Origin of the sequence: Micromonospora sp. NPDC048835, from assembly GCF_040649995.1 — a bacterium.
Classification (GTDB): Bacteria; Actinomycetota; Actinomycetes; order Mycobacteriales; family Micromonosporaceae; genus Micromonospora.
Genome location: NZ_JBEZGM010000039.1, coordinates 21882 through 43547 on the forward strand (window position 1 = coordinate 21882; position 21666 = coordinate 43547).

Consider the following 21666-nt stretch of genomic DNA (forward strand, 5'->3'; position numbering starts at 1 on the left):
ATCATGCCCGGCCGGTGCCGCCCGGCCCCGCGGTGGGCGGGCCGGGTCTCGTGGCGTGCCCGCCGTTCGCGGGTTCGCCGAGGCCCCCGGGGCGGAACCGGCCACCGTTGACGCTCGTCGAATCGGCCGGCGGTCGAGGTCGGACCACCCGACCGGCGGCCGGCTGGTCGCGGGCGGCCCGGAACGCGCCGGGGCTGACCCCGACCTCGCGGGTGAAGAAGCGGCCGAAGTTCGTGGGCTCGGAGAAGCCGAGCTGCCGGCCGATCTGGGCGATCGGCTGATCCGTCGCGGCGAGCAGCCGGCTGGCCTGCAACGCGACCCGCTCGTCGATGACCTGCTTGGCGCTGCGGCCGGTGATGGCCAGGCAGGCCCTGGTCAGGGTCCGCACCGAGCAGCCGAGCTCGGCCGCATAGTCCTCCACCCGTCGGCTGCGCGGATAGCCGTGCTCCACCTCGCGACGGAACCGGTGGAACGTCTCGTCCTCGGGTCGGGACGGCGGCCGGCCGGTGTGGGCCAGGGCGAGGCGCAGCAGCAGCACTGCCAGTTGGTGCCGGAGCAGCGCGCGGGCGGTGGGGTCGTCGGGGTGCCGCTGACAGTCCACCGCCAACTGGCTGACCTCGCTGATCACCGCGTCCTCGTCCTCACCTGCCAACTGCCGCCAGGTCGCGGTCCTGGTCAGGTCGACGTCGAAGCCGTCCAGGGCCCCGGGCTCCCAGGCGACCACCGTGGCGTCGAACTGGGGGCCGGCGCAGCGCAGCACCTGACCGGGGCGGACCCGCAGCAGCGTGCCGGGGCGGCACGGCAGCAGGTGGAAGTCGAGCTCCGCGTCGCCGTGCCGGCGCGTGGTGAGAATCAACAGCTCCCGCTCGACGATCACCGGCCGACGCCAGCCCGGGTCACCGGCGAGGTCGGCCAGGGCGAACGTGGCTATCTCGTCGGTGACGGGAGACGCCGTTCCGATCGATGGCGCGGGGGAGGGATCGGTGGAGACCATCGCCTGCGACGGTAGCCCGAACCGCAGGTCACCGCATCCCGGTCGACGCCCGTGGCGGAATCGGCGGTGCGCCGCGGGCTTGTCCCGGCCCCCGCGGCCGGGCTACGTTACCCGGCGGTAGTGCCGCCGGTCGGCGGTCCGCCCGGCCTCCGCCGGCCAGCCGACCGACCGGTGACCCCCGCCGACTCGCGATGGGATGGGCATGACGCAGCTGTTCTCGGTCGAAGGTAAGACGGTCCTGGTCACCGGCGGCTCGCGGGGGATCGGGCTGATGATCGCCCAGGGCTTCGTCCGGGCCGGCGCACACGTGATCATCTCGTCGCGCAAGGCGGACGTCTGCGCGGCGGTCGCCACGACCCTCTCCGCCGAGGGTCGCTGCGAGGCTATCCCCGCCGACCTCGGCGACGACGCCGGTGCCGAGACGTTGGCCGCCGCCGTACGGGAGCGCTTCGACAGTCTCGACGTGCTGGTCAACAACGCCGGCGCGACCTGGGGCGCACCACTCGAGGAGTATCCCGGGGCCGCGTTCGACAAGCTCTGGGCGGTAAACGTCAAGGCCGTCTTCCGGCTCACCACCGCGCTGCTGCCGGCGCTGCGCGCCGCCGCAAGCGCCGACGACCCGGCCCGCGTGATCAACATCGGGTCCATCGACGGCATCCGGGTGCCGATGATGGAGGTGTACGCGTACTCGGCCACCAAGTCGGCCGTGCACATGCTCACCCGCAGCCTGGCCCACCAACTCGCCGGTGAGCAGATCACCGTCAACGCGATCGCGCCCGGCCCGTTCGACAGCAAGATGATGGCATTCGCGCTCGACGACCCGGCGAGCCGCGCCGCCATCGAGCAGCAGGTGCCGCTGGGCCGCATCGGCCGCCCCGAGGACATGGCCGGCACGGCCATCTACCTCTCGTCCCGGGCCGGCGCCTACCTCACCGGCGCGGTCATCCCGGTCGACGGCGGCATCACCACGCACGGCTGAGCGGCGGCCGACCCGGGCCGGGCTGTCCGCGTACCCCCGGGTGTGCCGGAGCCGCGCGGACTCGGCAGATCCGCGCGGCCCCAGGATGGCCGGTGTTGCTTTTTTCGGGCGGTCAGCGACCGGCGAGCAGCCGGGTCACCGCCGTGTCGACGTCCAGGTGCTCGGCCTCACGGCCGCGCGGGACGACGACGTAGGTCCGTCGAAGGAAACGCACCAGGACACTGCGCGGCACCTCGAAGAGGGCGTTGCCGTCCGGTGACGAGAGGGCCAGCGCGACGAAGTCGCCGCGCGGTGTGGCCCAGGGCCAGACCCGCACATCCCCGATGCCGGCCGGCTCGTCCAGGCCGGTGACCAGAAGTTCGCGAGCGAACGACCAACTCACCGCCTCGCCCCCGGCCGACTCGGCATGGAACAGGACATGGACCGCATACGGGTCAGCAGGGTCGTAACGCAGACTGGCACGCACCGGCAGAGCGGTGGCGTCAGGTGCGACGAGCCTTAGCGACGTCTCGACCTCTACGGTCGTCGGTCGGATGACACTCATGGACGTTCTCCCCCCGGCACCGCTGCGGAACGCGCGTGTCCCGCTTTTCCCATACTCAGGTGCTACCTCTGGCTACGCTCCGCCATACGCTGACTTCACCCAGTGGTGGGAAGGGGGTCGGAATCGCTGCGTGAATGTGAACATTCATGTAGGATTGCCGGTTCTGCCCAGTGTGTGATCCCGCCCGGTATCGGGTGGCTCAGTCGTCGACTTACTCCGGTAACGTCCAGTCGGCCGTTGCAGTGACGGGCCCGAGCGACACTGGGGGGTGAAATGGTGGCGAAGCGATCCTCAGTGGATCCGGCGGCGGCGCCCGGCCCGCCGAAAGTAGCGGCCCGAGCAACCGAAAAGCGGGGGTACGGAGTGCCGATGGAGCAGCCCGAACGGGCCGGTCGGCCGGCGTCCGACGCCGGTCGTTCCAGTGGCGGCGGCGGTGCCGGTCGTCGCGGCGGTGCCGGTCGTCGCGGCGGTGCCGGTCGTCGCAACGGTGCCGGTCGTCGTGGCGGTGCCGGCGCTGATCGCGGCAGTGACGCCGGCGCCGGTCGTGGCGGAGTCGCCGTGCAGGACCCGCCAGCCCGCCCCCGCTGGCGCGAGCGGATCTCGCTGACCCTCGACCTCATCCGCGCCAACCCCACCGGCCGGATCGCCCTCAAGATCTTCATCGCGATCGCCGGGGCGCTCGTGGTCACCATCGGCATCGCCCTCATCCCGCTCCCCGGGCCGGGCTGGCTGCTGGTGATCGCCGGTTTGGGCATCTGGGCCGTCGAATACCACTGGGCGCGGCGACTGCTCGGCTTCACCCGCCGCCACGTCCACGGTTGGACACGTTGGGTAACCAGGCAGTCGCTGCTGGTGCGAGTCGTGCTCGGCTCGGTCGGCCTGGTCTTCGTGGCCACCGTGGTCTGGCTGTCCCTCAAGTACAGCCTCGGCATCGACGTGGTGGCCGCGGCGATGCACTACCTCGCGACGCACTGACCCCGGATTTCCGGTCCGGTTCCACGATCGGGTAGAGTCAGTGGCGCTGAGGGCGATTAGCTCAGTGGGAGAGCGCTTCGTTCACACCGAAGAGGTCGCTGGTTCGATACCAGCATCGCCCACCCTCAGTTTGTGCAGGTCAGAAGCTCGTTACCGAATTAGTCGGTAACGAGCTTCGCCGTATGTGCCGCTTACATTGGGAGCAGATTGGGAGCAGCGGCTCTGGTTGGGCAGCCCTGCGGGCGGCGATAGGGCAGTCCGATGCCCCGATCGTTCGACGCTTCGTTCAGATGCCAGCTCCAGCAGCATCGTGAGGGCTGCGACAACAGCAGCCTCAACCGTCCATGGTGTCTGGAACAGAGGTGAGCACCAGGTACGGCCATTAGACGGGAGTTGCGGTCCAGGTGTGGGCGTAGATCGTGTCGGCCGTGTTCGCCATCGTGGGTCCGCGGCCGGAGTGGGTAGTGCATGCACCCTGGTTGGTCAGCCCGTGCTCGCGAATGATGATCGTCCAGCGCTCAGGGCTAGAGCATCGGTTTCCTAAACAGCACGCATCTTTCAACCGCAGGCTGCTGACCTGCGGTTTCCTGCCTCGGATCCGGCGGTCGTCCTCGTCAACGGGGAACGCGGTGGCGTCGTGCAGGCTGGAGACGCCGACGATGAGGGTCAGCGCGTCCCTAAGATTCGTAGCGACCAGGCCCCCTCGCCCTCTGAGCTGACATAGAGCACCGACCGTACCGCGCTCGCACCGACCAGGAGAAAGGAGCCGCCGGAGCCGTCGCCGGCGATGGTCGCCAGTGGTTCGCCGCCGGGCAGGGTCACCGGCTCGATCGGTCCGTTGGCGGCACGGGCGACCTCGAAGTCGAAGAGGGCAAGCAGGTCGGCGATCCACGGAGGGCCATGGATTATGTCGAGCAGTTCATGGTCCGTCACGGCGTCTTGCAGACCAGGGCACCGCCGCCGCGTAAGCCTCGCGCCGGCACGTCAGCCCGTGTTCCAAGCGCCCGTGCCGGATCGTTCGGATGCTTTGGATCTGCCACCGGGCTAAACCGGCCCCGAATGCGTCGTGCAGCACGGGGTGGTCGTACGAGGGGTGCCGTCGACACCGCACGCGACGCGAGCCAGATGCGCCGCGGCCTGGGTCAACCCTCGATCGAAGCCCATTTCGGCCCGCTGCGTACCTGTACGGGACAGTTCGGGACAGCCAATCGCCCTTCCCTTGATCACGGCCCGACGACCAGTCTGGCGTGGACACCCGGCGGCCCGACCACCGACCGCCAGGATGCGCCCGTCGAGGAAACCGGGGGACAGGATGACAGAGGTACGCCTGCTCGGAGAGCTCTGCGTGTACGTGAACGACAGGCCGGTGGAGCTCGGGCACTCGCGGCAGCGGGTATTGTTGGCCGCGCTCCTGGTCGACGCCGGCCGCCCAGTCCCGGTCGACCAGCTCATCGATCGCGTCTGGTCGGACCGTCCGCCACAACGGGTCCGGTCGGTCGTATACACCTACCTGTCGAGGCTGCGCGCGGCTCTTCGCACGAGCGACGCCTTGGCGATCGAACGCCGACCAGGCGGCTACCGTTTCTCCGCCAAACCCGAACTGATCGATATATATCGTTTTCGTAGACTCGTACGAAGTGCCCGCGCTGCACGACCAACGCAGGCAGTGCGGGCGTACGAGCAGGCTTTCGGGCTATGGGGCGGCACCGCGCTGCCGGGTTTGAACACCGCATGGCTCGACACCGTACGGGATTGCCTCCACCACGAGCTGCTGGTTGCGCAGCTCGACTACTTCGAGGTGGCGCTCCGGTTAGGCCGGGCCGGCAAACTCCTGCCCGACCTGCTTTCCCTGACCGCAGAGCATCCCCTCGACGAACGACTAGCCGGACACCTGATGCTCGCCCTGCACTGTTCCGGCCGGCAAGCCGACGCGTTGCAACGATATCGCGCCACGCGGCACCTGCTGGCCACGGAACTCGGCGTGAGCCCAAGTGCCGAACTGGACGAGGTCCACCGTCGGATCCTGACGGGTGAGCCGCCGCCTTCCCCTCCCCTGGCCTGGGGGGACGGTGCAGGGCGCTGGTCCGAGCGGCGACGCTGGCAGATCCGGACCAGTGGACGACGCCGTCGGCCGTAAGTCACTACGTAACCCGCGAGAACCGGCGGGCCGCACCCACCACGGCCAACATGGCAACCGTGCCGACCAGAGTGACCTCCAGTGCGACGGGCGGCTGCCAGCCTGCCCACTGAGGTCCGGGCAGGGCTCCGGCAGTCGCATCATCGAGCGTCCGGCGTATCGCATCGACCGCATAGGTCATCGGGTTGAGCAGCGCCAGCACATTCAAGGGGCCAGGCAGCACCGACACCGGGAACAGCGCTCCCGACAGAAACACCATCGGCATCATCGCCGTACCCACCACCGCCTGGAACATCTCTATCCGCTGTACCGAAACCGCCGCCAGCGCCCCGAGCGCCGTGAAAGCCAGGGTGACGACGAGCATTTCCATCAGTACCAGCACCAGCCGAGCGGGCTGATAGGTCATTCCGATCAGCAACGCCGTCGCGAGCACGGCAGCCCCGTACGCGGTGGCCGAGGTCGCGCCGCCGAGGCAGATGCCAGTCATCAAGGCGGATCGACGTACCGGTGCGACGAGCATCTCGCGGAGGAATCCCGATCGTCTGTCCCAAACGATGGAGATGCCGGTGTTCACCGCCGGACCCTGCACGGCCATCAGTATGACGCCGGGAAGGAAATATGCGCGGAAATCCACGCCACCGGCCACGGTCGCGTTCATTCCAGTGCCGAGAACCACCAGGAACAACAGCGGCATGAGCAGGCTGAGCAGAATCCCGTAGGGCGACCGGAGAAGCCGGATCAGCTCGCGTTGCCACATGACCCGAACAGTGCGCAGATCCCGGCCGATCGTCTCGGCGAGACTGATCTCGTCTGCTGTCGGCCCCGCGTGTGCGCGCGTGACAGTACCGTGCTCGGCCATGGCTCATCCCCGCTCTGCTCGGCTGTCTTCGGTGTCCCGGATGGCATGTCCGGTATGTTGCAGGAAAGCGTCGTCCAGCGTCGGTGCCGTCACAGCCACCGAATAGACCGGAACGCTGAGTCCGGTGCACAGGCGGGGCACCATCCGGGCCGCGTCCGCCACCCGAAGTCGTAGCCCTCCCGGGCCCACAACGCTGGGCAAGTCGTAGCGCTCACTCAACACCCGGGCGGCAACCTCGTCATCCGCGGTTCGCAATACGACGAGGTCAGCGGCGACAACGGCCTTCAGCTCCGCCGGACTCCCCTCGGCCACCAGACGTCCGCCATCAATAATTGCCAATTGGTCGCAGTTCTCGGCTTCTTCGAGTTGATGCGTGGTGAGAAAGACAGTGACTCCCCGCTCCTCGCGCAACTCGTGCAGGTACCGCCAGATGGAAGCCCGGGTCTGCGGGTCGAGCCCGGTGGTGGGTTCGTCCAGGAAGATCACCCGTGGGTCGTGCAACAGGACGCGGCCGATCTGCAGACGTCGCCGCATGCCACCGGAGAGGTTGCGGACCCGGTCGGAGCTTCGTGTGGCCAGACCCAGCATGTCCAGCACAGCGAGCACTCGCCGCCGCCCTTCCCGGTAGGGAATGCTGTAAAGGTCGGCGTGGAGCCGCAGATTCTGTGCGGCGGTCAGGTCGGCGTCGAGCGTCGACTCCTGGAAGACGAGACCGATCCGGCGGCGCACCTCGTCCTGGTCGTCACACACGTCGTACCCGGCAACCTCCGCCACTCCGGCGGTCGGCCGCAACAGGGTGCAGAGCATCTCAACAGTTGTGCTCTTACCTGCCCCATTCGGGCCGAGGAAACCGAAGATCTCACCCTCGCCGACGCTCAGGTCGAGGCCACCGACCGCTTCGGTCTCGCCGTAGTGCTTGGCCAGGCCCCTGGTCCAGATTGCAGGCTCAGCGGTCATCGCCTGACGCCCTTCGTGGGCACGGTCATCAGGACATGGAAGAAGCGAACTTCGTCGAGGTTCTCGCCGACCGGTACACCGCCCACCGCAACCCAGGCATGCGCCTGGAAGGGGCGGGTTCGTACCCCGGTACACCAGTCCGGCCAAGCGCCGTGCAGCCGACAGAGCAGGACGGTAGCCACTGATCGCTGCAGACAGCGAGGACCTGCGCAGGGAACGCTGGTCGCGACGACGGCACTGCGTGCCCTGAGCGCCTCAGTCACGGTTGCTGGTCGGCTCCCGTGTCGCGCGAGTTCCAGGAAACGGCGCAGGCGCCGCGGCGGTAGGCGTGTCAACAGGCGCGCCATCCCGACACAGCATCTGGCCAGTTGCCGCCACGGCCAGGACGGATTCTGGGCCGATTCGAGAGTCAGGGCGCGGACGCTCATGCCGTCACCAACTCAGCCTGACGCAGCATCGTCACGAGGCGGGCCACATCGGTCGCCGCCTCCTGATCCGTGTGCAGGAAACGCTCCCGTAGCAGGGCGACCGCAGTCTCGACAGATCCCCCGGCGAGTAGGCAACGCACTACCAGAATGCCGGTGTCGTTCAACTGCCAGTAGCGGCCGGCGCGCTCGTCGAGCAGAACCGCCCCGCTGTCGGTCTCGGCAATGGTTACATGGGAGGACAGTTTCATGAGACACCTCTGGTGAATTCCGGGCTCGCCGCAGCCGCAGGGTTCGACACCGCTCTGAGCCACAGCTCGTTGGCGAGGGTTCCTTCGAAGGGCAGCATCGGCCTGGCGTCGACATGCAGGCCACGAAGCACCGCGCGGATGCCGCTGGGATCGACCAAGCCGAGCTTCGCGAGAAGGCTGTCGTCGAACAACTCCAACAGGCGCTGGCGATGTTGCCGCAGTCCGACGTACAGCTCCGAGCTCGCGTCCCCCTTGCTTCGCCGGTCCAACTGGGCGTTGGGCACGATCCCGCGCATCGCCGCCGCGAGCACCGGTTTAACCTGGTCAGGTCGCATCCGGTCGGCCAGTCGGATCGACATCGCCACCTCGATCAACCGGTCGTCGATGAAGGGTGCCTGGAACGACACTCCGTGCCGGGCACCCGTCCGGATCGCAGACCGCACGGCAAGGCCGTTGACCTGGGTCAGTCGCAGCATCTCGTGGTGCACCGGCAGCGGCGCGAGGGGCTCCGGTGCCGCCGAGGCGGCCTGCCGGATCTGGCGAGATACCGTGTCGGCGGTAGCCGCGGTGGCCCAGGCTGGCAACTTCGGCGCGATCTCCCAGTCGGATGCCGCCCCCCAGACGCGCGGTGTCAGGACACCGTCCGCCACCTCGCTCAGCCAGCGCGGATACGGTCGGTGCCACAGTGCAGCTCGGATCGTTGTGGCCAGCGTCCAACGACGCATGGACTTGACTGCCCGTACCTGGGTTAGCGCCTGTAGCGGTTGACGACGGGCGAGTGCGGGCAGCCACATGGTGCCGGGCAGGAACAGCTCGTCGGAACCGATGCCCTGCATATGCAGAGTGGAGCCGTGGGCCGAGACCAGGTCGGCGAGGTATTCGATCATCGGCCGACGCATGAACTGCAACGGGGCGTCACCGACCTCGTCGATGGTCATCGCTGACTCGGCGAACAGACCGGGGGTGGATCCCATCGGCATCACTAGGTGCGTCGCGTCCGGGAGCTGCGCAGCGCTGCGGCCGGCCCAGGTCCGATCCTCGTTGCCCGGGTCCGAGCTGGCGAGATGCGTGGTGACCAGCGCGGCTGGGGACTGCCGGGCGGCAAGGAAACACAGACTCGTGGAGTCCAATCCGCCCGACAGGTCCGCGCTGACTATGCCGCTCCGGCCGGTGCGGGCACGTACCGCACCCGTCAGGGCCGCCCGCAGGATCGGCGCGCCGATACTCAGCGGCAGCTCCGCCTCAGGCGGTGACCAGTACCGGCGTACCCGTACCGAGCCTTCGGCGTTGAGGTCGAGGTGATGACCCGGGGGCACGGTCTGTATCCCTCGCCACACCGAGGTGAGATTAAGCGGCCAAGGCGGACCGTACGGGCCGAGCATCTGCATCGCCAGCACGTCTTCGTCGATGCCGGCGCCGGTCACCGCGGCCAGTACCCTCGCGTCGTCCCCTGCCACGGTCAGCCCGCCCAGTCTCGCATGGAAGATCTGACACGTGGTGGAGACGGTGCCCTGCGCCCGGATCCGGCCGCCGACCGAGGCGATCAGGTGGAAACAGCCGCGCAGCGTGCGGGAGAGGTCGTCCAGATCCTCAATCGCACGCACGGATCGGAGTTGAGCCGACAGCTGCTCGTCGCGTGTGTCAGTCACTCCGAGTAAGGCCACCGTCGTGTCTCCGACGGTCGCCGAAACGATCTGGTCCGCTGGCCAGGTACCGACGATCAACGGCCGGCCGGACGGGTGAGACAGTATCGACGGACGCCCTTCACCGGTGGGCGGAAGCGCCGTCGCAGCTCCTGGATGATCCGGAAGGATCACGAAAGTCATCTCAGCGCTCCCTGGCCTCGTCTTGTACGGAGGGCGTGTGGACCGGGCATGGCGCTCGAACAGACGCGGGCCGGGGTGGCCGGTGTAGGCACCAGCCACCCCGTTTCCGACTCACGCCATGGAAGAGATCAGAGGTCGAACCACGCCGTGACGAACGGGTTGTCGAGCCACTTTCCACAGCAGGTGATCCGGGTCAGCTCCGCGAAGTCGCCCACCTCTGCGATGGCCGGCGGCTCGTATTCCAGCTTCTCCGTGCTCATTGCACGCACCTCCTTGAGGATTCCGAACGTGGCGGTTACCACGAGGACTACGATGCGCAACTCACCTTGAATGGGCCTTTAACGGATCTCTAATCGGCTGCTGGAGGGGTACTCGCCGCAGCCTCCACCCGTGAGATGCGTGGACCCGGGGTCGGTCAAGGCTGCGTAGGTGCCAGAACCGTTCGAGTACGCCGGTTAAGCGATCGTGTCAAGACACCTTCGGGAGGAGAGTTCTATCCTGGGTCTCGGCGGTCCGGGAAGTGACTTCTCCGACGAGCCGGCTTGGGGATGTGAGTCGGTCACGCTGGAGCCAGTTGCCGTTTCCCGGTGTGTATGTGGCGCCCACACGGGCGTTCTGGAACCTCGACAAGCCGCCCACCCACGTCGACGATCCGGCGGTGGAGCAGTTCTCCTGGGAGTTCGAACGCTTCTGCGTCCTGGCCCTGCATGGCAACCCGACAGTCCTGGAGGTGCTCTGGACTCCGCTGGTCGAGAGAATCACCGTCGACGGGGAATGGTTGCTGGCCGCACGGCAGGCGTTCCTGTCGAGGCGGGTGGCTGAGACCTACGGCAACTACGCCAGGGATCAGCTCAACCGAGTGGCGGCCCGTCGTGAGCGCACCGGCGAGACGAACCACAAGCAGGCCATGCACATGATCCGGCTGCTGGTCGCCGGAGCGCTCGTGCTGCGGACCGGGGAGGTGCTGGTCGACGTTCGTCACCTGCGTGATCGGCTGCTCGCGGTTCGGCGCGGCGAGGTGTCCTGGGATGAAGTCGCCGCCTGGGCGGCGGACCTACTTGTTGAGCTCGCCGAGGCGACCGCAAGCACCGCGTTGCCTGATCAGCCCGACCGGGTTGACGTGGATCGGCTGCTCACGGCCGTACGGGAAAGGAACCTGTAGTGACACGTACGTGCCGGATCTGAACGAGGCGTTCGCCGCGCAGTCCGTAGCCGTGAATGCCCTACACGACCTGGTGATGCACACCCGACTGCGTGAGCTCCCCAACCACGAACACGTCGCCCTGTCCGGACGAGACCAGGGGAGCAGACGGGGAGCAACCGGCTGCACGGAACGGCGTTGAACGCGCCCAACGGCAGCGAACGGCGTTCAACTGCACCCACCCCCGCCTGCGGCTCCACGTTTCCGCAGGTCAGAGTGGGTGCGGCGTCCTGTTTCACACCGAAGAGGTCGCTGGTTCGATACCAGCATCGCCCACTCTCAGTTCTGGCAGTTCAGAGGCCGCTTCCCGGGTTCGGGAGGTGGCCTTTCTGCTTGTCTTGAGTAGCCGCGGTCAATGTGTCCATGTGGCGTGGCCGGGAGGATGGTGAACGTGACGGACGTGCTGAAGGTCCAAGACCTTCGCCGGGTGTGCGCCGTCCGGCAGACGACGTGCCGGTGCTCTGGCACGACCTGCAACACCTCGCCGGAGTCCTGCGGCTGCTGGCCTACCTCGACCTGCCGGCCATCAACGCTGGCGAGAGCTGAAGGAGCACCAGCGTCACCGCCGGCCGTAGGTCCCTTCAATGTCCGCGCTGTCATGCCCGAAGATGACCAAGTGAAGCCTTGGCTACAGCTCAAGATCGCTGATCTGGTAGGCCAGCGTCCTGCCGGATCAGATCACGATGTCCACTTCACCGAGTCCCTTGTGGAAGATATCGTTGCCGAGTACAGCTCGCCCTCAGACGTGGTGCTTGATCCGTTTGCCGGCTACGGAACGACGCTGGTGGTGGCCGAACGCATGGGCCGAGTAGCCATCGGCGTCGAGATGCTGGACTCGCGAGCGGGCTTCGTCCGTAGCAGACTTGCCAACCCTGCCCAGGTGGTCACGGGGGATGCGCGACGTCTGAAGGACCTCGTGCAGGGGCCGGTGGATCTGTGCCTCACCTCGCCCCCATACATGACCGCTGTCGACCATCCCCAGAACCCACTCAACGCCTACCAGACGCTGGACGGCGACTACGGAAGATACCTCGACGAGATGGGCGACATCTTCCGACAGGTGGCGGACGTGCTCCGCCCAGGCGGTCATGTCGTCATCAATGTTGCCAATCTTGCAACTCAGGCTGCGATCACGCCGCTGGCGTGGGATATGGCACGGACAGTCTCCAGTCACCTCACTCTTCGACATGAGGTGTTTCTGTGCTGGGACCAGCAGCCAGCGGGGATCAGCGGCGACTACTGCCTCGTCTTTCAACGCCCTACGGAGTAAGTGTCTGGGTCAGGCCCAAAGCGACCCGACGGCGGTGCCCGGAGTTGCCAAGTCACTGCTTTCGGTCTTTTGGGTGCGGCGGGGCTGCCGGACGCCCGGGGATGATGGTGGACCGTTCCGGCAGCTCGTCCCGACTACGCGCCCACCTCATCGTCGGTTGTGCATCCGGCCGTCAGTCCGAGGTCCGGATCTGCTCCAGGCGCGTCAGAGGTTCCCCGAGGTACTCCACGAGCTGCCGCAACGCGTCCTTCTCCGCCGTGGTGATCACAACGGCCTCCTCCCACAGGGCGCCGACGAGCGTCGTGATCGCGTGGTCCCAGGCGCCGGCGCCTCTGGCCCTCAGGACCATCGACCGGTACTTCGGGCTGATCTTGGGTGCGACCTGGTCGATGATCCGAGGGCTGAGCCGGACGTAATCGTTGACTTCCATGGGTCTCCCGTGGGTGCGGTGGTTAGGTCGGCCGCCTGGCCGGCGGGTTGGTTCTGACGCCCTCGCCGCTGATGGGGTGGCCACCGGAGATGCTGCCGTCCTTGTCCAGGATAACGACGCAGGTGATGCCGTCGCGGGTGCCGGTGACTTCCCAGCCGTCGCCGCCGGGACGCGCCTCAGGGCGGCTGTCGGGGTTGGCGGCGATGCTCTTGAACCAACCCTCGACCTGCTCCCTGGTGGTGCCGGGCGGGAAGAGCGTCTTGTTGGGCTCGGTGGACGAGGGCTTGTGGTCGCCATTACCCCTCCCGTCGCCGTCCCAGATCTTGTCCATCGCCCCGTCGCCCATCTCACCGAAGCGTTTCATGTCGAACCTGGCGTCGGCGAACTCGGGGTCGTCCCAGGGGTTGGTCCTCTTGGGTACCTCGGGCTCGGATGTGTCGGCGCTCTTTGGGTGGCCCTCCTTGGCGCGCTCGATGCCGTGCTGCAGGGCTGGTGCCACGCGCTTGGGCATCATTGCCGGGTTGAACTTGGGATGCTTGGGGCCATCGTCGCCACCGCCGTGCGGTGGGGTGGGGCCCGAGGGGTGCTTGTGGAGGCCCGCCACAGCGAGCAGGACCACCAGGACGGCGGTGGTCCGCAGAGCCGCCATGAGTTGTCGCATCGTGGGCCGCCTAGACGTCGAGGAGTGCGCGAAGGGCGGAGATGCTGCTGATCAGGCCCATCAGCCAGCCGAAGATGCGGCCGGTCCAGCGGAGGACGGCCATCGCGAGCTGGGTGGCAACCAGCGGTGTGGCGAAGCCGAGAGAGAAGACCACCTCGGCCAGCCACACCACGACCTTGGCGATGCAGTCGGCGATGAAGGCGCGCACCACCTCCCGCACCGTCTGCACCAGGACCCCAGCGCCGCGGGTCGCGGCACCCATGCCGGCGGCCGTGCCCGCGAAGATCCCGGCGACGTCGATGTTGATGGTCAGGATGTCGCGGTAGGCGTCGGCGGCCGCGCCCTGCCATCCATCGAGGTCGCCGACCAGCCGCGCCTTGAGGTCCTCGCCGATGGAGAACAACTCGTTGGCCATGTTGTCCCAGGTCAAGGCGTGCGTCTCGATGGTCTGGGGGTCGCCGGCGAGCCAGTCGAGTGCCTGCTTCAGTGGCTCGACCTGCTCGATGGCCCACTCGATGCCCATCGACAGAAGCGTGCTGAACGGGTCGATGACGATGGACGCCCCGTCGAGAGCGGCACCCAAGCCCGCGACTGAGCCGTCGATCCAGCTGCCGGAGTCGATGGCGTCCTTGATGCCCATGTAGTCGTCGGCGAGCGGCAGGCCGGTCCAGCCGTCGCGGTGCGCGGCGCTTGTCGAAGCGATGTCGGAGGTCGTGGCGACAAGTGGGTTGCTCATGAGAGGGCGCCGGGCCAGCTCAGGTCGCGGAGTGGAAGGAGTTGAAGCCGTCGGTGGTCGACCCCTCGGTCCGCTCGTAGGCGTCGGCGTTCTTCTTGATTCCCGCGGCGAGCAGCGCGATGTTCTCGGCGAGCATCCCCACGCCCTTGTCCTGGTCCCGGTGGCGTTCCTCCAGGATGGGCGGTAAGAACTGGCAGAGCTGCCCGTACGCCTCGTCGGCCTGGAAAATGGTGCTGCTCGCGGCCATGACGGCGGCGAAGCGGTCGTGAATGGCCAACATCGCCGTGGCGTGCGCGCGTAGCGCCTCGACGTTGACCTCGAACCCCCCGTGCATCAGTAACGCCCCTCTTCGTCCTCGGTGTCGGCGGTCCGGAATCCGGCCAGCAGGGCCCGGCCGGTCGCCGAGTCAGCGCCAACCGTCTCCCGCACGACCTCGGCGGCGGCCTCGGCGAGCTTGACCCGCGCGTTGCGATAGGCGCCCATGATCGCCTGCTGCGTCTGCTCCAGGCTCACGCGCTGCGCCCGCGCGGAGAGCCGGACGTCGGCCATCGCCCCCGTGGAGTCGACGGTGACCTCGACGATCCCGTGGGCGTCGCTGGCCGTGGCCCGCAGCGCGCCCAACCCGGCAGCGGCGGCCTGCGTGTCGGCGGCCCGGCGCACGGCATTGGCCTGCCAGGCCTCCAGGCGTTCCCGCGCATCCTCGGCGTCCAACAGCGGATTGACCATCGCGCCTCCGTCTCCGTTGCCAAACAGGGGATTCAGAGGCGTCAGTGTAGCCGCGGCCCGCCACACCGGGATCGCCGAGCGAATCCGGTGTGATCCGGTCACTGTGGATCGCGGCGACGTGGGTGCTGGTGATCGCCTTGCAGGCAGCGGAGAGTCGAGGGTGCTGAGAAGATCGATCTTACGTCCTGATGCTGCGCCCTGGCGACCGAGTAAACCCTTGGAGGTGTCGTGCCGAGCGTGCTGGACTTACTCGCGGGTCCGGTCTGCCTCGGTTTTGGCGTGCTGTTCACGCTGCAAGCAGCACGGCGCCTGCGGTCGGAACGACGCTATGGCCGGCAGCCGCCTCCCAGAGAGGTCCTCAGCGGGCGCGAGTTGCTGTGGGAGGGTCTTGCCATGGCCCTTCTCGGGACCGTCAACATGCTCGGGAGGCCCTGGACTCTTCTGGCGATTCCAGCCGTGGTCGTGCTTGTGGCCATCGGGCTGCGCATCTTCCTGCGCTTGATTCGGGACCGATCACGCCGGGCAAGCTGAACATGCCACCGCATCGCCCTAATCGAGGCTCGGACGAGTTGACCTCAGGCTGCCAGAGCCCCGCTGGCGGTGATCCGTCGAGGTCGGCTGCCGGCGATGTCGGGCTCACTTGATGCGTCACGGATCGCCGTCACATGGCACTTTCGGCTATCCGAAAGACGTTGTGCTGGGGCGCATCGGTGCGGTGGCGGGGGTACCGTCGATTGTGGTGGTCTGCCGTGTAGTGGCTGGTGGTCCGCTGCCCGGACCGCTACCTGGGAGACGATGATGAGCGATCCTGCGGCCTTTGGTGCGCGCCTGCGGATGTATCGCGAGCGTGCGGGGAAGACTCGACCCGTTCTGGGCGGGTTGGTCGGGCGGAGCGCGGAGTGGGTCAAGGCGTTGGAGAATGGCCGGCTACTGCCGCCACGCCTGCCGATGCTGTTGCGGCTGGCCGAGGTGCTCGACCTTTCGGATCTGGCGGATCTGACCGGTGATCAGTCGTTGCCGGTGGCGTCGGTGACCAGGGCGGGGCATTCCGAGGTGGGCAAAATCGCGGCGGTGATGCAGCGGGCGTCGGTGCCGGTGGGCGCGGTGACGCCGGTTGTCGTGCTGCGCGATCTGGTGGATCAGGCGTGGGCCTTGTGGCATCGGTCGACGACCGAGCGTACGGCGGTGGCGGCGGTGCTTCCCGGGTTGCTGGCGGATGCGCAGCGCAGTGTCCGGATGCTCGATGGCGGTGAGCGTCGGCTGGCGTTGGTGGAGTTGGCGCGGGTGTATCACCTGGTGCAGTTGTACCTGGCGCACCAGCCGTTGCCGGAGCTGGTGTGGCTTGCTGCCGACCGGGCGATGTCGGCCGCACGAGACGCGGACGACCCGGCGGCGATGGCGGTGGCGGCCTGGTACTACGCGCACGTCTATCGGGGTGCGAATCAGGTGGATGCCGCCGAGCAGGTACTGGTCGAGGCTGCGGGTCTGGTTGACCCGGCGGCGGGTGGTGAGCAGTTGGCGCGATGGGGTCAGGTGCAACTCGGTATCGCGTTGGGCCACAGCAAGGCTGGCCGGGCTGGTCGGGCGTGGCGGGCGTGGGATGCCGCCGACTCGGCGGCGGGCCGGCTCGGTGACGGGTACGTCCATCCGTGGCTGATGTTCGGATCGGCGGCGTGTGCGGCGTACGCGGTCTCCATCGAGACGGACCTGTGTCGCACGGGTGAGGCGGTGCGGCGGGCCGACGCCACCGACTATCGGGCGTTGCCCTCGCAGACCCGGCGGGCTGCCGGGCTGATCGATGCGGCTCGGGCGCACATGCTGGACCGAGGGGAGGTCGCGGCGGTGCACCTGCTCGGCCGGGCACTACGGGAGAGCGTTGACACGGTGCGACACAACCCGTACGCCCGCACTGTTGCCATGGAATTGTCGAACCGGCCGGGCACGGTTGGTGAGGACGCCCGAGAGTTGGCCCTGGCCATCGGCATGATCGGGTAACTCTCCCTGAGGTACAAACTCTCCCTGCCGCAGCCGGTGACGGCTCGTAGCGTCCCGGTCACTGGCGGCGGCGGGCTGTGCCTGCTTGACACCCGATAGAGCCGGACGGAGTCTCGTCGCCGCCCCTGTTGCTCGATCGAGGGGGCGAGTCTGTGGCGATCTGGTCTGAGCTGTGCGCGTTGATGCGGTGGCTGTTTCGGCGGCCTCAGCCGCCGCCACCGCCCGGGACCGGGCAGCGGTACCAGGACGTTGAGCAGGCGGCGGCGCAGCAGCGTCTACTCGACCACGCGAGACAACTGCGGCGGTGCCAGGGCCATCACGAATCGGCGGACCAGTTCGGGGCACGCCGTCCGGAGGGCCTCCGGTGACCCGGCGCGAGGCCGGATCGTCCGGCCGGTCAACGGTGAGCAACCGGCGCGTGTCGTATGACGGGTGCATCGCGGCCACCGCGTTGACCTTGGCGCGGCGGCACCGGCCGGTGTGGTCCTCGCAGCTGGTGTGGTGGGCGCGGTTAACTCCGTACCCGTGTTGGGAGACGGACTGGGCGACCAACCGGCAGGCGCGGTCGATGACGGCGGCGCTGCTCGCAGGCCGCGCATGACCACGCATGGCCCGGTGCTGCCGATTTGGAGCTGCGGTGGCTGTGATGCGCCCTGGCCCTGCCGCACGCGGCAGCGCGAGCTACGCGCCGAGTTCGACGACGCTCCGATCTCTCTGGCTCTCTATCTGGGTGCCCAGTTGGTGCGGGCCTCCGAGGACCTGACCTGGGTGCCGGCGGGTGCGCTGCATCGACGCTTCCTCGGCTGGATCCGATGAGCATCCTGCGGCCCGGTGACGAGAAGTTCCACTACAGCGACGGCTCGCACAAGTCGATCCCGCCGGACCCGGACTACGACCAGGAGGTCTGGGACGAGCAGGTCCGCCAGCACAAGCACGGACACCTGAGAAACGAGCGCCCGAAGGTGCGGATCCAGCGCCTCGTCTGACGCCAGCAGTAGAGCAGCCGTTCCAGCTACGGGCGGATTGTGCCGACGAGCCTCTGGACCCGGGCGCGGATGTCGTCGCGTACCTGGCGGACGACGTCGAGGGGTTGGCCGGCCGGGTCGGTGAGCTTCCAGTCCTCGTAGCGTTTGCCGGGGAAGACGGGGCAGGCGTCGCCGCAGCCCATGGTGATGATGACGTCGCTGGCTTCGGCGGTGTCCCAGGTGAGCTTGGCGGGAGTTTGGCCGGTGATGTCGATGCCGACCTCGCGCATGGCTTCGACGGTGACGGGGTTGATCTGGTCGGCGGGTTCGCTGCCTGCGGAGCGGACCTCGACGGTGTCACCGGCGAGGTGGCGCAGCCAGCCGGCGGCCATCTGGGAGCGGCCGGCGTTGTGGAGGCAGACGAACAGGACGGCGGGTTTGCTGCTCATCGGGCTTCGGTCTCCTGGGTGCGGTGGGGCACGACGACGGCGTCGGCGGTGTCGGTGGCGTGGGGGTACCAGGCGACGAGGGCGGCGACGGCGACCAGACCGCCGACGAGCTGGGCGGCGATGAAACGGCGGTGCGGCCGGAGCGGGCGAGGGCGAAAATCAGGACGACCAGTCCTGCGGTGGCGACCGCCTCGGCCAGCCACAGGTTTACCCCGGTCCGTTCGGTGCGGGACCAGGCCACGGCAGGCAGGTCGAACATCAGGTCAGCCAGGACCGCGCCGGTGATCGCGCCGCCGGTCTGGGCGGCGCTGTAGGCGGCGAGGTCCCGCCCGGTCAGGCCGGTGCCGGCACGGCGGCCGTACCACCAGTCCACCGCGGACACGACCGGGTTGAAGTGCGCGCCGGACACCGGACCGAAGGTCAGGATCAGCGCACCCAGGGCCAGAGCGGTGGCGATCGCGTTTTCCAGGAGTTGGAGACCGACGTCGGTGGGGGAGAGTCGGGCGGCGGCGATCCCGGAGCCGACCACGGCGGCGACGAGGATCGCGGTGCCGGCGTACTCCGCCGAGGCCCGCCGGGGCAGGCCAAGGCTCACGCGGTGCTGCTGGCGGCCGGGGCGGCGGAAAGGTCCAGGAGCGCACGGAGTTGCCGGAACGCCTCCGGCTTCACCCGGTACCAGACCCAGGTGCCGCGCCGCTCCGAGTCGACCAGGCCCGCCTCGCGCAGCACCCTGAGGTGGTGGGAGATGGTCGGCCCGGACAGGTCGAACGCCGGGGTCAGGTCGCAGACGCACATCTCCGGCACGGAGGCGATCATCGACATCAGCCGCAGCCGGATCGGGTCCCCGAGGGCCTTGAACAGCGGTGCGACCACTGCGGCCTGCTCGGCGTCCATGGGGCGGACCGCGAGCGGCGAGCAGCAGGCCACGGCGTTGAGGTCCACCACCGGGAGCTCTTGTTTCGACATTCTTCTAGCTTGACAGACTTCGAAACAGGGTGCAACGTAGGTATTGCTTAGATAGGCATCTAGACAAGGAGATGGCCGTGTCCCGTGTCCAGCTCGCCCTGCGCGTATCCGACCTCGAAGGCTCCGTGGCCTTCTACGCCAAGTTGTTCGGCGTCGAGCCGGCGAAGCGACGCCCCGGCTACGCCAACTTCGCCATTGAGAACCCGCCGTTGAAGCTCGTCCTCCTGGAGGGCGAGGCCGAGCAGCCCACCTTCATGGACCACCTCGGCGTCGAGGTCGCCAGCACCGACGACGTCAACGCCGCGACCAATCGCCTCACCGACTCGGGTCTCATCACGCTTGAAGAGAACAACACCGAGTGCTGCTACGCCCTCCAGGACAAGGTGTGGGTGCGCGGCCCCGGAAACGAGCCATGGGAGGTCTACACCGTCAAGGCCGACGCCGACACCCTCACCAAGTCGACCGAGGGTGAGTGTCGCTGCGGCGAACCGACCGACGCCGAGAAGCAGCCGGCCACCAATGGAGTCACATCGAGCTGCTGCTGATCGTTGCGCCCTCGCGCCCGTTCTCGATCCGAGAGGCGGGCGCGCAGTGCCGGCGTACAACCGGGGGCACAAGACAGCCGGCAGCCGGCAGGCGCGGTCGATGACGGCGGCGCTGCTCGGAGGCCGCGCATGACCACGCACGGCCCGGTGCTGCCGATCTGGAGCTGCGGCGGCCGCGATGCCCCCTGGCCGTGCCGCACGCGGCACGGACACCTGAGAAACGTGCACCCGAAGGTGCGGATCCAACGCCTCGTCTGAGGCCACCAGTGCAGCAGCGAAGTGCAGCCACGGCGTCAGTGGCCGAGTGAATCACCAAGGCCCTCGATTGCCTCTGAAGATGTGCGAAGCCAGGCCACCATGGGCGGCAGGGAAGACCATGCTGGGCCCGCTCGGTGGGTCCGGGAGGCTGGCTTGCTGGCGGATGCGGTCGCTCGCCGGCGGAATTCGGGCCGCATCGGTAGGAGGGCGTCTGGGTGACGTGCCGCCACCCTCTGCCCGGACTGTGCTTACCTGCTAGATCTTCGCCTGGTCGTTCGCCCTGTCCTCGGGCCGGACCCAGTCGCGAGCCACCGGCATGTCGCCCTCGGGTTCCGCGCCGTCGACGAGACCGATCGCGAATGGGAGCTGGCGTATTGCATGTCGACGGCCCTCATGCCGTTCGGCCGCAGCAAGTTCGCCGAAAACCTGGACCAGCCGTTGACGCTGGTCACCGGACAGCTCATAGGTGAACGTCGCACTGTTCTCCAGCACGCTCACCGCCACGTCCAGTTCCACCTCTTCGTCTGGACAGGTGCTCAACCACCAGGACAAGTCGACGAAGAGTTCCGCAGCGACCTTCAGCGCCGTCTCTTCCCTGCCGCCGGACGCAAGCTGACCCGCTTGCCGGACCTGGAGCTGCTGAGATAACCAGTCCAGGCTTCGCCGGAACGCGGTCAAAGCCCTCGCGTCGACGCGATCCTGCGGATATTCGCCGAGCCAGGTGAGCGAGTCGGCCACGACTTGCTGAAGGAGGCCGGCGAGCCCTGCGTCTCCATCAGTGCTCACGATCGACGACCCTACCTACCGGAGAGGGAACGCGTCCGCGGTGCTCGAGTACATGCGGTCGTAGTAATTGGAATCTACCCCTGTCAACCGCGTACTGGCGCTGCGCATGGTCACCCTGAATCATGTCGCCATGACTCTCTCTCCGGTCGTCGCTCCGGTGGAACTACGGCCGCGCCGCATCTGGTTCGTCATCGCGGCACTGGTTGCCGTCGGCGGTGTGTTGGCGGCGGCCGGAGTGATGCTGTTCGTCCTCCGCTCCGGGGGTGACCTGGGACAGCGGCTAACACCAGGTCAGGTGGTCACGGTGCACCTGTCGCCGACAGACGAGAAGATGGTGTGGGTCGAGGAGACCGGGCAGGGCGTCCCGGACATCAATTGTGATGTGTCACCGCTGGACGGTCAGGAGGTTCTTGAGTCTCGGGAGGTCCACGTGCTTTCAAAAGACGTTGAACTCAACGTCGACAACGAACGGTGGCGCGGCCTTCTCACTCTGTCCAGCGGGCCGGCCGGTAGGTACGCAGTGAACTGCCGGACATCCGGGGTCAGCCCAGCACCGACCCTCTCGATCGGCGATCCACCCCGGTTCTACAGTGCGCGCGAAACGGCTCTCGGCAGTTTTGCTGCGATCGGGCTGGCCTGTCGACGCCGCGTGAAAACTGACCCCGTGGTTCCGGTTGAATTTTGACCCCTTCCGGAAGCATCGGGAGGTGCTGAGCGTGGAGGACTGGGCA

29 protein-coding genes and 1 tRNA gene are annotated in these 21666 nt (G+C 67.9%); 12 read left to right on the top strand and 18 right to left on the bottom strand.

The annotated features are described in order from the left end of the window. Position 1 precedes the first annotated feature (1 nt). Positions 2 to 994: an AraC family transcriptional regulator gene (locus tag AB0C15_RS29615; protein ID WP_357357459.1), complete on the bottom strand. Its 993-nt coding sequence runs from the start codon at positions 992 to 994 to the stop codon at positions 2 to 4. A 202-nt stretch (positions 995 to 1196) separates the two neighbouring features. Between AB0C15_RS29615 and AB0C15_RS29620 the strand changes: the two genes are divergently transcribed. Beyond that, positions 1197 to 1973, top strand: coding sequence for an SDR family oxidoreductase (locus AB0C15_RS29620; RefSeq protein ID WP_357357461.1), 777 nt, complete (start codon positions 1197 to 1199; stop codon positions 1971 to 1973). Between the two features lie 112 nt (positions 1974 to 2085). On the opposite strand, the gene AB0C15_RS29625 is transcribed toward AB0C15_RS29620, so the two are convergent. Beyond that, positions 2086 to 2517: an SsgA family sporulation/cell division regulator gene (locus AB0C15_RS29625; RefSeq protein WP_053653619.1), complete on the bottom strand. Its 432-nt coding sequence runs from the start codon at positions 2515 to 2517 to the stop codon at positions 2086 to 2088. Positions 2518 to 3075: 558 nt separating this feature from the next. Here AB0C15_RS29625 and AB0C15_RS29630 point away from each other — a divergent pair. Together AB0C15_RS29630 and AB0C15_RS29635 are read left to right on the top strand one after the other, a co-directional pair. Next, positions 3076 to 3492, top strand: a complete 417-nt coding sequence (locus tag AB0C15_RS29630; protein WP_357357517.1) for a TIGR02611 family protein — start codon at positions 3076 to 3078, stop codon at positions 3490 to 3492. 50 nt (positions 3493 to 3542) lie between these two features. Further along, a tRNA-Val gene (locus tag AB0C15_RS29635) sits at positions 3543 to 3614 on the top strand. 544 nt (positions 3615 to 4158) lie between these two features. Here AB0C15_RS29635 and AB0C15_RS29640 read toward each other — a convergent pair. Further along, the gene (locus AB0C15_RS29640) at positions 4159 to 4425 is read right to left on the bottom strand and encodes a hypothetical protein (protein WP_357357463.1); all 267 of its coding nucleotides are present in this window, start codon (positions 4423 to 4425) and stop codon (positions 4159 to 4161) included. 412 nt (positions 4426 to 4837) lie between these two features. On the opposite strand from AB0C15_RS29640, the gene AB0C15_RS29645 reads away from it, so the two are divergent. Further along, complete coding sequence (locus AB0C15_RS29645) at positions 4838 to 5629, top strand: AfsR/SARP family transcriptional regulator (protein WP_357357465.1); 792 nt, start codon at positions 4838 to 4840, stop codon at positions 5627 to 5629. Positions 5630 to 5633: 4 nt separating this feature from the next. On the opposite strand, the gene AB0C15_RS29650 is transcribed toward AB0C15_RS29645, so the two are convergent. Genes AB0C15_RS29650 through AB0C15_RS29675 form a run of 6 tightly spaced genes read right to left on the bottom strand, consistent with a single transcriptional unit; the run spans position 5634 to position 10207 of the window. Beyond that, positions 5634 to 6488, bottom strand: coding sequence for an ABC transporter permease (locus AB0C15_RS29650; protein WP_357357467.1), 855 nt, complete (start codon positions 6486 to 6488; stop codon positions 5634 to 5636). A 3-nt stretch (positions 6489 to 6491) separates the two neighbouring features. Then, positions 6492 to 7445: an ATP-binding cassette domain-containing protein gene (locus tag AB0C15_RS29655; RefSeq protein ID WP_357357469.1), complete on the bottom strand. Its 954-nt coding sequence runs from the start codon at positions 7443 to 7445 to the stop codon at positions 6492 to 6494. Continuing rightward, positions 7442 to 7873, bottom strand: coding sequence for a lasso peptide biosynthesis B2 protein (locus AB0C15_RS29660; RefSeq protein ID WP_357357471.1), 432 nt, complete (start codon positions 7871 to 7873; stop codon positions 7442 to 7444). Before AB0C15_RS29660 ends, AB0C15_RS29655 begins: the two co-directional genes overlap by 4 nt. Next, a complete protein-coding gene (locus AB0C15_RS29665; RefSeq protein ID WP_357357473.1) occupies positions 7870 to 8121 on the bottom strand; it encodes a lasso peptide biosynthesis PqqD family chaperone in 252 nt (83 codons plus the stop codon). Before AB0C15_RS29665 ends, AB0C15_RS29660 begins: the two co-directional genes overlap by 4 nt. Then, the gene (locus AB0C15_RS29670) at positions 8118 to 10046 is read right to left on the bottom strand and encodes an asparagine synthase-related protein (RefSeq protein ID WP_357357475.1); all 1929 of its coding nucleotides are present in this window, start codon (positions 10044 to 10046) and stop codon (positions 8118 to 8120) included. Before AB0C15_RS29670 ends, AB0C15_RS29665 begins: the two co-directional genes overlap by 4 nt. Positions 10047 to 10075: 29 nt before the next feature. Next, a complete protein-coding gene (locus AB0C15_RS29675; protein ID WP_357357477.1) occupies positions 10076 to 10207 on the bottom strand; it encodes a lasso RiPP family leader peptide-containing protein in 132 nt (43 codons plus the stop codon). A gap of 290 nt (positions 10208 to 10497) precedes the next feature. Here AB0C15_RS29675 and AB0C15_RS29680 point away from each other — a divergent pair, with 290 nt between their 5' ends. After that, positions 10498 to 11109: a nucleotidyltransferase domain-containing protein gene (locus AB0C15_RS29680; RefSeq protein ID WP_357357479.1), complete on the top strand. Its 612-nt coding sequence runs from the start codon at positions 10498 to 10500 to the stop codon at positions 11107 to 11109. Positions 11110 to 11764: 655 nt separating this feature from the next. Then, positions 11765 to 12418, top strand: coding sequence for a class I SAM-dependent methyltransferase (locus AB0C15_RS29685; protein ID WP_357357481.1), 654 nt, complete (start codon positions 11765 to 11767; stop codon positions 12416 to 12418). A gap of 172 nt (positions 12419 to 12590) precedes the next feature. Here AB0C15_RS29685 and AB0C15_RS29690 read toward each other — a convergent pair whose 3' ends face one another. Genes AB0C15_RS29690 through AB0C15_RS29710 form a run of 5 tightly spaced genes read right to left on the bottom strand, consistent with a single transcriptional unit; the run spans position 12591 to position 14971 of the window. Further along, entirely contained in the window at positions 12591 to 12848 is a 258-nt protein-coding gene (locus AB0C15_RS29690) for a hypothetical protein (protein WP_357357483.1), read from the bottom strand. Positions 12849 to 12870: 22 nt separating this feature from the next. Beyond that, entirely contained in the window at positions 12871 to 13509 is a 639-nt protein-coding gene (locus AB0C15_RS29695; RefSeq protein ID WP_357357485.1) for a hypothetical protein, read from the bottom strand. 10 nt (positions 13510 to 13519) lie between these two features. Then, positions 13520 to 14245: a hypothetical protein gene (locus tag AB0C15_RS29700; RefSeq protein WP_357357487.1), complete on the bottom strand. Its 726-nt coding sequence runs from the start codon at positions 14243 to 14245 to the stop codon at positions 13520 to 13522. Positions 14246 to 14264: 19 nt separating this feature from the next. After that, complete coding sequence (locus AB0C15_RS29705; RefSeq protein WP_357357489.1) at positions 14265 to 14579, bottom strand: hypothetical protein; 315 nt, start codon at positions 14577 to 14579, stop codon at positions 14265 to 14267. Continuing rightward, complete coding sequence (locus tag AB0C15_RS29710; RefSeq protein ID WP_357357491.1) at positions 14579 to 14971, bottom strand: YbaB/EbfC family nucleoid-associated protein; 393 nt, start codon at positions 14969 to 14971, stop codon at positions 14579 to 14581. Before AB0C15_RS29710 ends, AB0C15_RS29705 begins: the two co-directional genes overlap by 1 nt. 228 nt (positions 14972 to 15199) lie before the next feature. On the opposite strand from AB0C15_RS29710, the gene AB0C15_RS29715 reads away from it, so the two are divergent. From AB0C15_RS29715 to AB0C15_RS29730, 4 genes are all read left to right on the top strand, one after another. Next, positions 15200 to 15502 carry a hypothetical protein gene (locus AB0C15_RS29715; protein WP_357357492.1) on the top strand — a complete coding sequence of 101 codons (303 nt, stop codon included), beginning with the start codon at positions 15200 to 15202 and terminating at the stop codon, positions 15500 to 15502. Between the two features lie 267 nt (positions 15503 to 15769). Further along, positions 15770 to 16966 carry a helix-turn-helix transcriptional regulator gene (locus AB0C15_RS29720; protein WP_357357494.1) on the top strand — a complete coding sequence of 399 codons (1197 nt, stop codon included), beginning with the start codon at positions 15770 to 15772 and terminating at the stop codon, positions 16964 to 16966. Between the two features lie 597 nt (positions 16967 to 17563). Next, entirely contained in the window at positions 17564 to 17782 is a 219-nt protein-coding gene (locus AB0C15_RS29725; protein ID WP_357357496.1) for a hypothetical protein, read from the top strand. Next, entirely contained in the window at positions 17779 to 17952 is a 174-nt protein-coding gene (locus AB0C15_RS29730; RefSeq protein WP_357357499.1) for a hypothetical protein, read from the top strand. Before AB0C15_RS29725 ends, AB0C15_RS29730 begins: the two co-directional genes overlap by 4 nt. A gap of 26 nt (positions 17953 to 17978) precedes the next feature. Here the strand turns inward: AB0C15_RS29730 and AB0C15_RS29735 are convergent, their stop codons facing one another. Genes AB0C15_RS29735 through AB0C15_RS29745 form a run of 3 tightly spaced genes read right to left on the bottom strand, consistent with a single transcriptional unit; the run spans position 17979 to position 19346 of the window. Beyond that, positions 17979 to 18380 carry an arsenate reductase ArsC gene (locus AB0C15_RS29735; protein WP_357357501.1) on the bottom strand — a complete coding sequence of 134 codons (402 nt, stop codon included), beginning with the start codon at positions 18378 to 18380 and terminating at the stop codon, positions 17979 to 17981. Continuing rightward, positions 18289 to 18975 carry an aquaporin gene (locus AB0C15_RS29740; protein WP_357357503.1) on the bottom strand — a complete coding sequence of 229 codons (687 nt, stop codon included), beginning with the start codon at positions 18973 to 18975 and terminating at the stop codon, positions 18289 to 18291. The genes AB0C15_RS29735 and AB0C15_RS29740 overlap by 92 nt, the downstream gene beginning before the upstream one ends. Then, the gene (locus tag AB0C15_RS29745) at positions 18972 to 19346 is read right to left on the bottom strand and encodes a metalloregulator ArsR/SmtB family transcription factor (protein WP_357357505.1); all 375 of its coding nucleotides are present in this window, start codon (positions 19344 to 19346) and stop codon (positions 18972 to 18974) included. The genes AB0C15_RS29740 and AB0C15_RS29745 overlap by 4 nt, the downstream gene beginning before the upstream one ends. 77 nt (positions 19347 to 19423) lie before the next feature. Between AB0C15_RS29745 and AB0C15_RS29750 the strand changes: the two genes are divergently transcribed. Beyond that, entirely contained in the window at positions 19424 to 19891 is a 468-nt protein-coding gene (locus AB0C15_RS29750; RefSeq protein WP_357357507.1) for an ArsI/CadI family heavy metal resistance metalloenzyme, read from the top strand. Positions 19892 to 20404: 513 nt separating this feature from the next. On the opposite strand, the gene AB0C15_RS29755 is transcribed toward AB0C15_RS29750, so the two are convergent. Then, complete coding sequence (locus tag AB0C15_RS29755; RefSeq protein ID WP_357357509.1) at positions 20405 to 20935, bottom strand: hypothetical protein; 531 nt, start codon at positions 20933 to 20935, stop codon at positions 20405 to 20407. 130 nt (positions 20936 to 21065) lie between these two features. Between AB0C15_RS29755 and AB0C15_RS29760 the strand changes: the two genes are divergently transcribed. Further along, positions 21066 to 21620 carry a hypothetical protein gene (locus tag AB0C15_RS29760; RefSeq protein ID WP_357357511.1) on the top strand — a complete coding sequence of 185 codons (555 nt, stop codon included), beginning with the start codon at positions 21066 to 21068 and terminating at the stop codon, positions 21618 to 21620. Positions 21621 to 21666 lie beyond the last annotated feature (46 nt).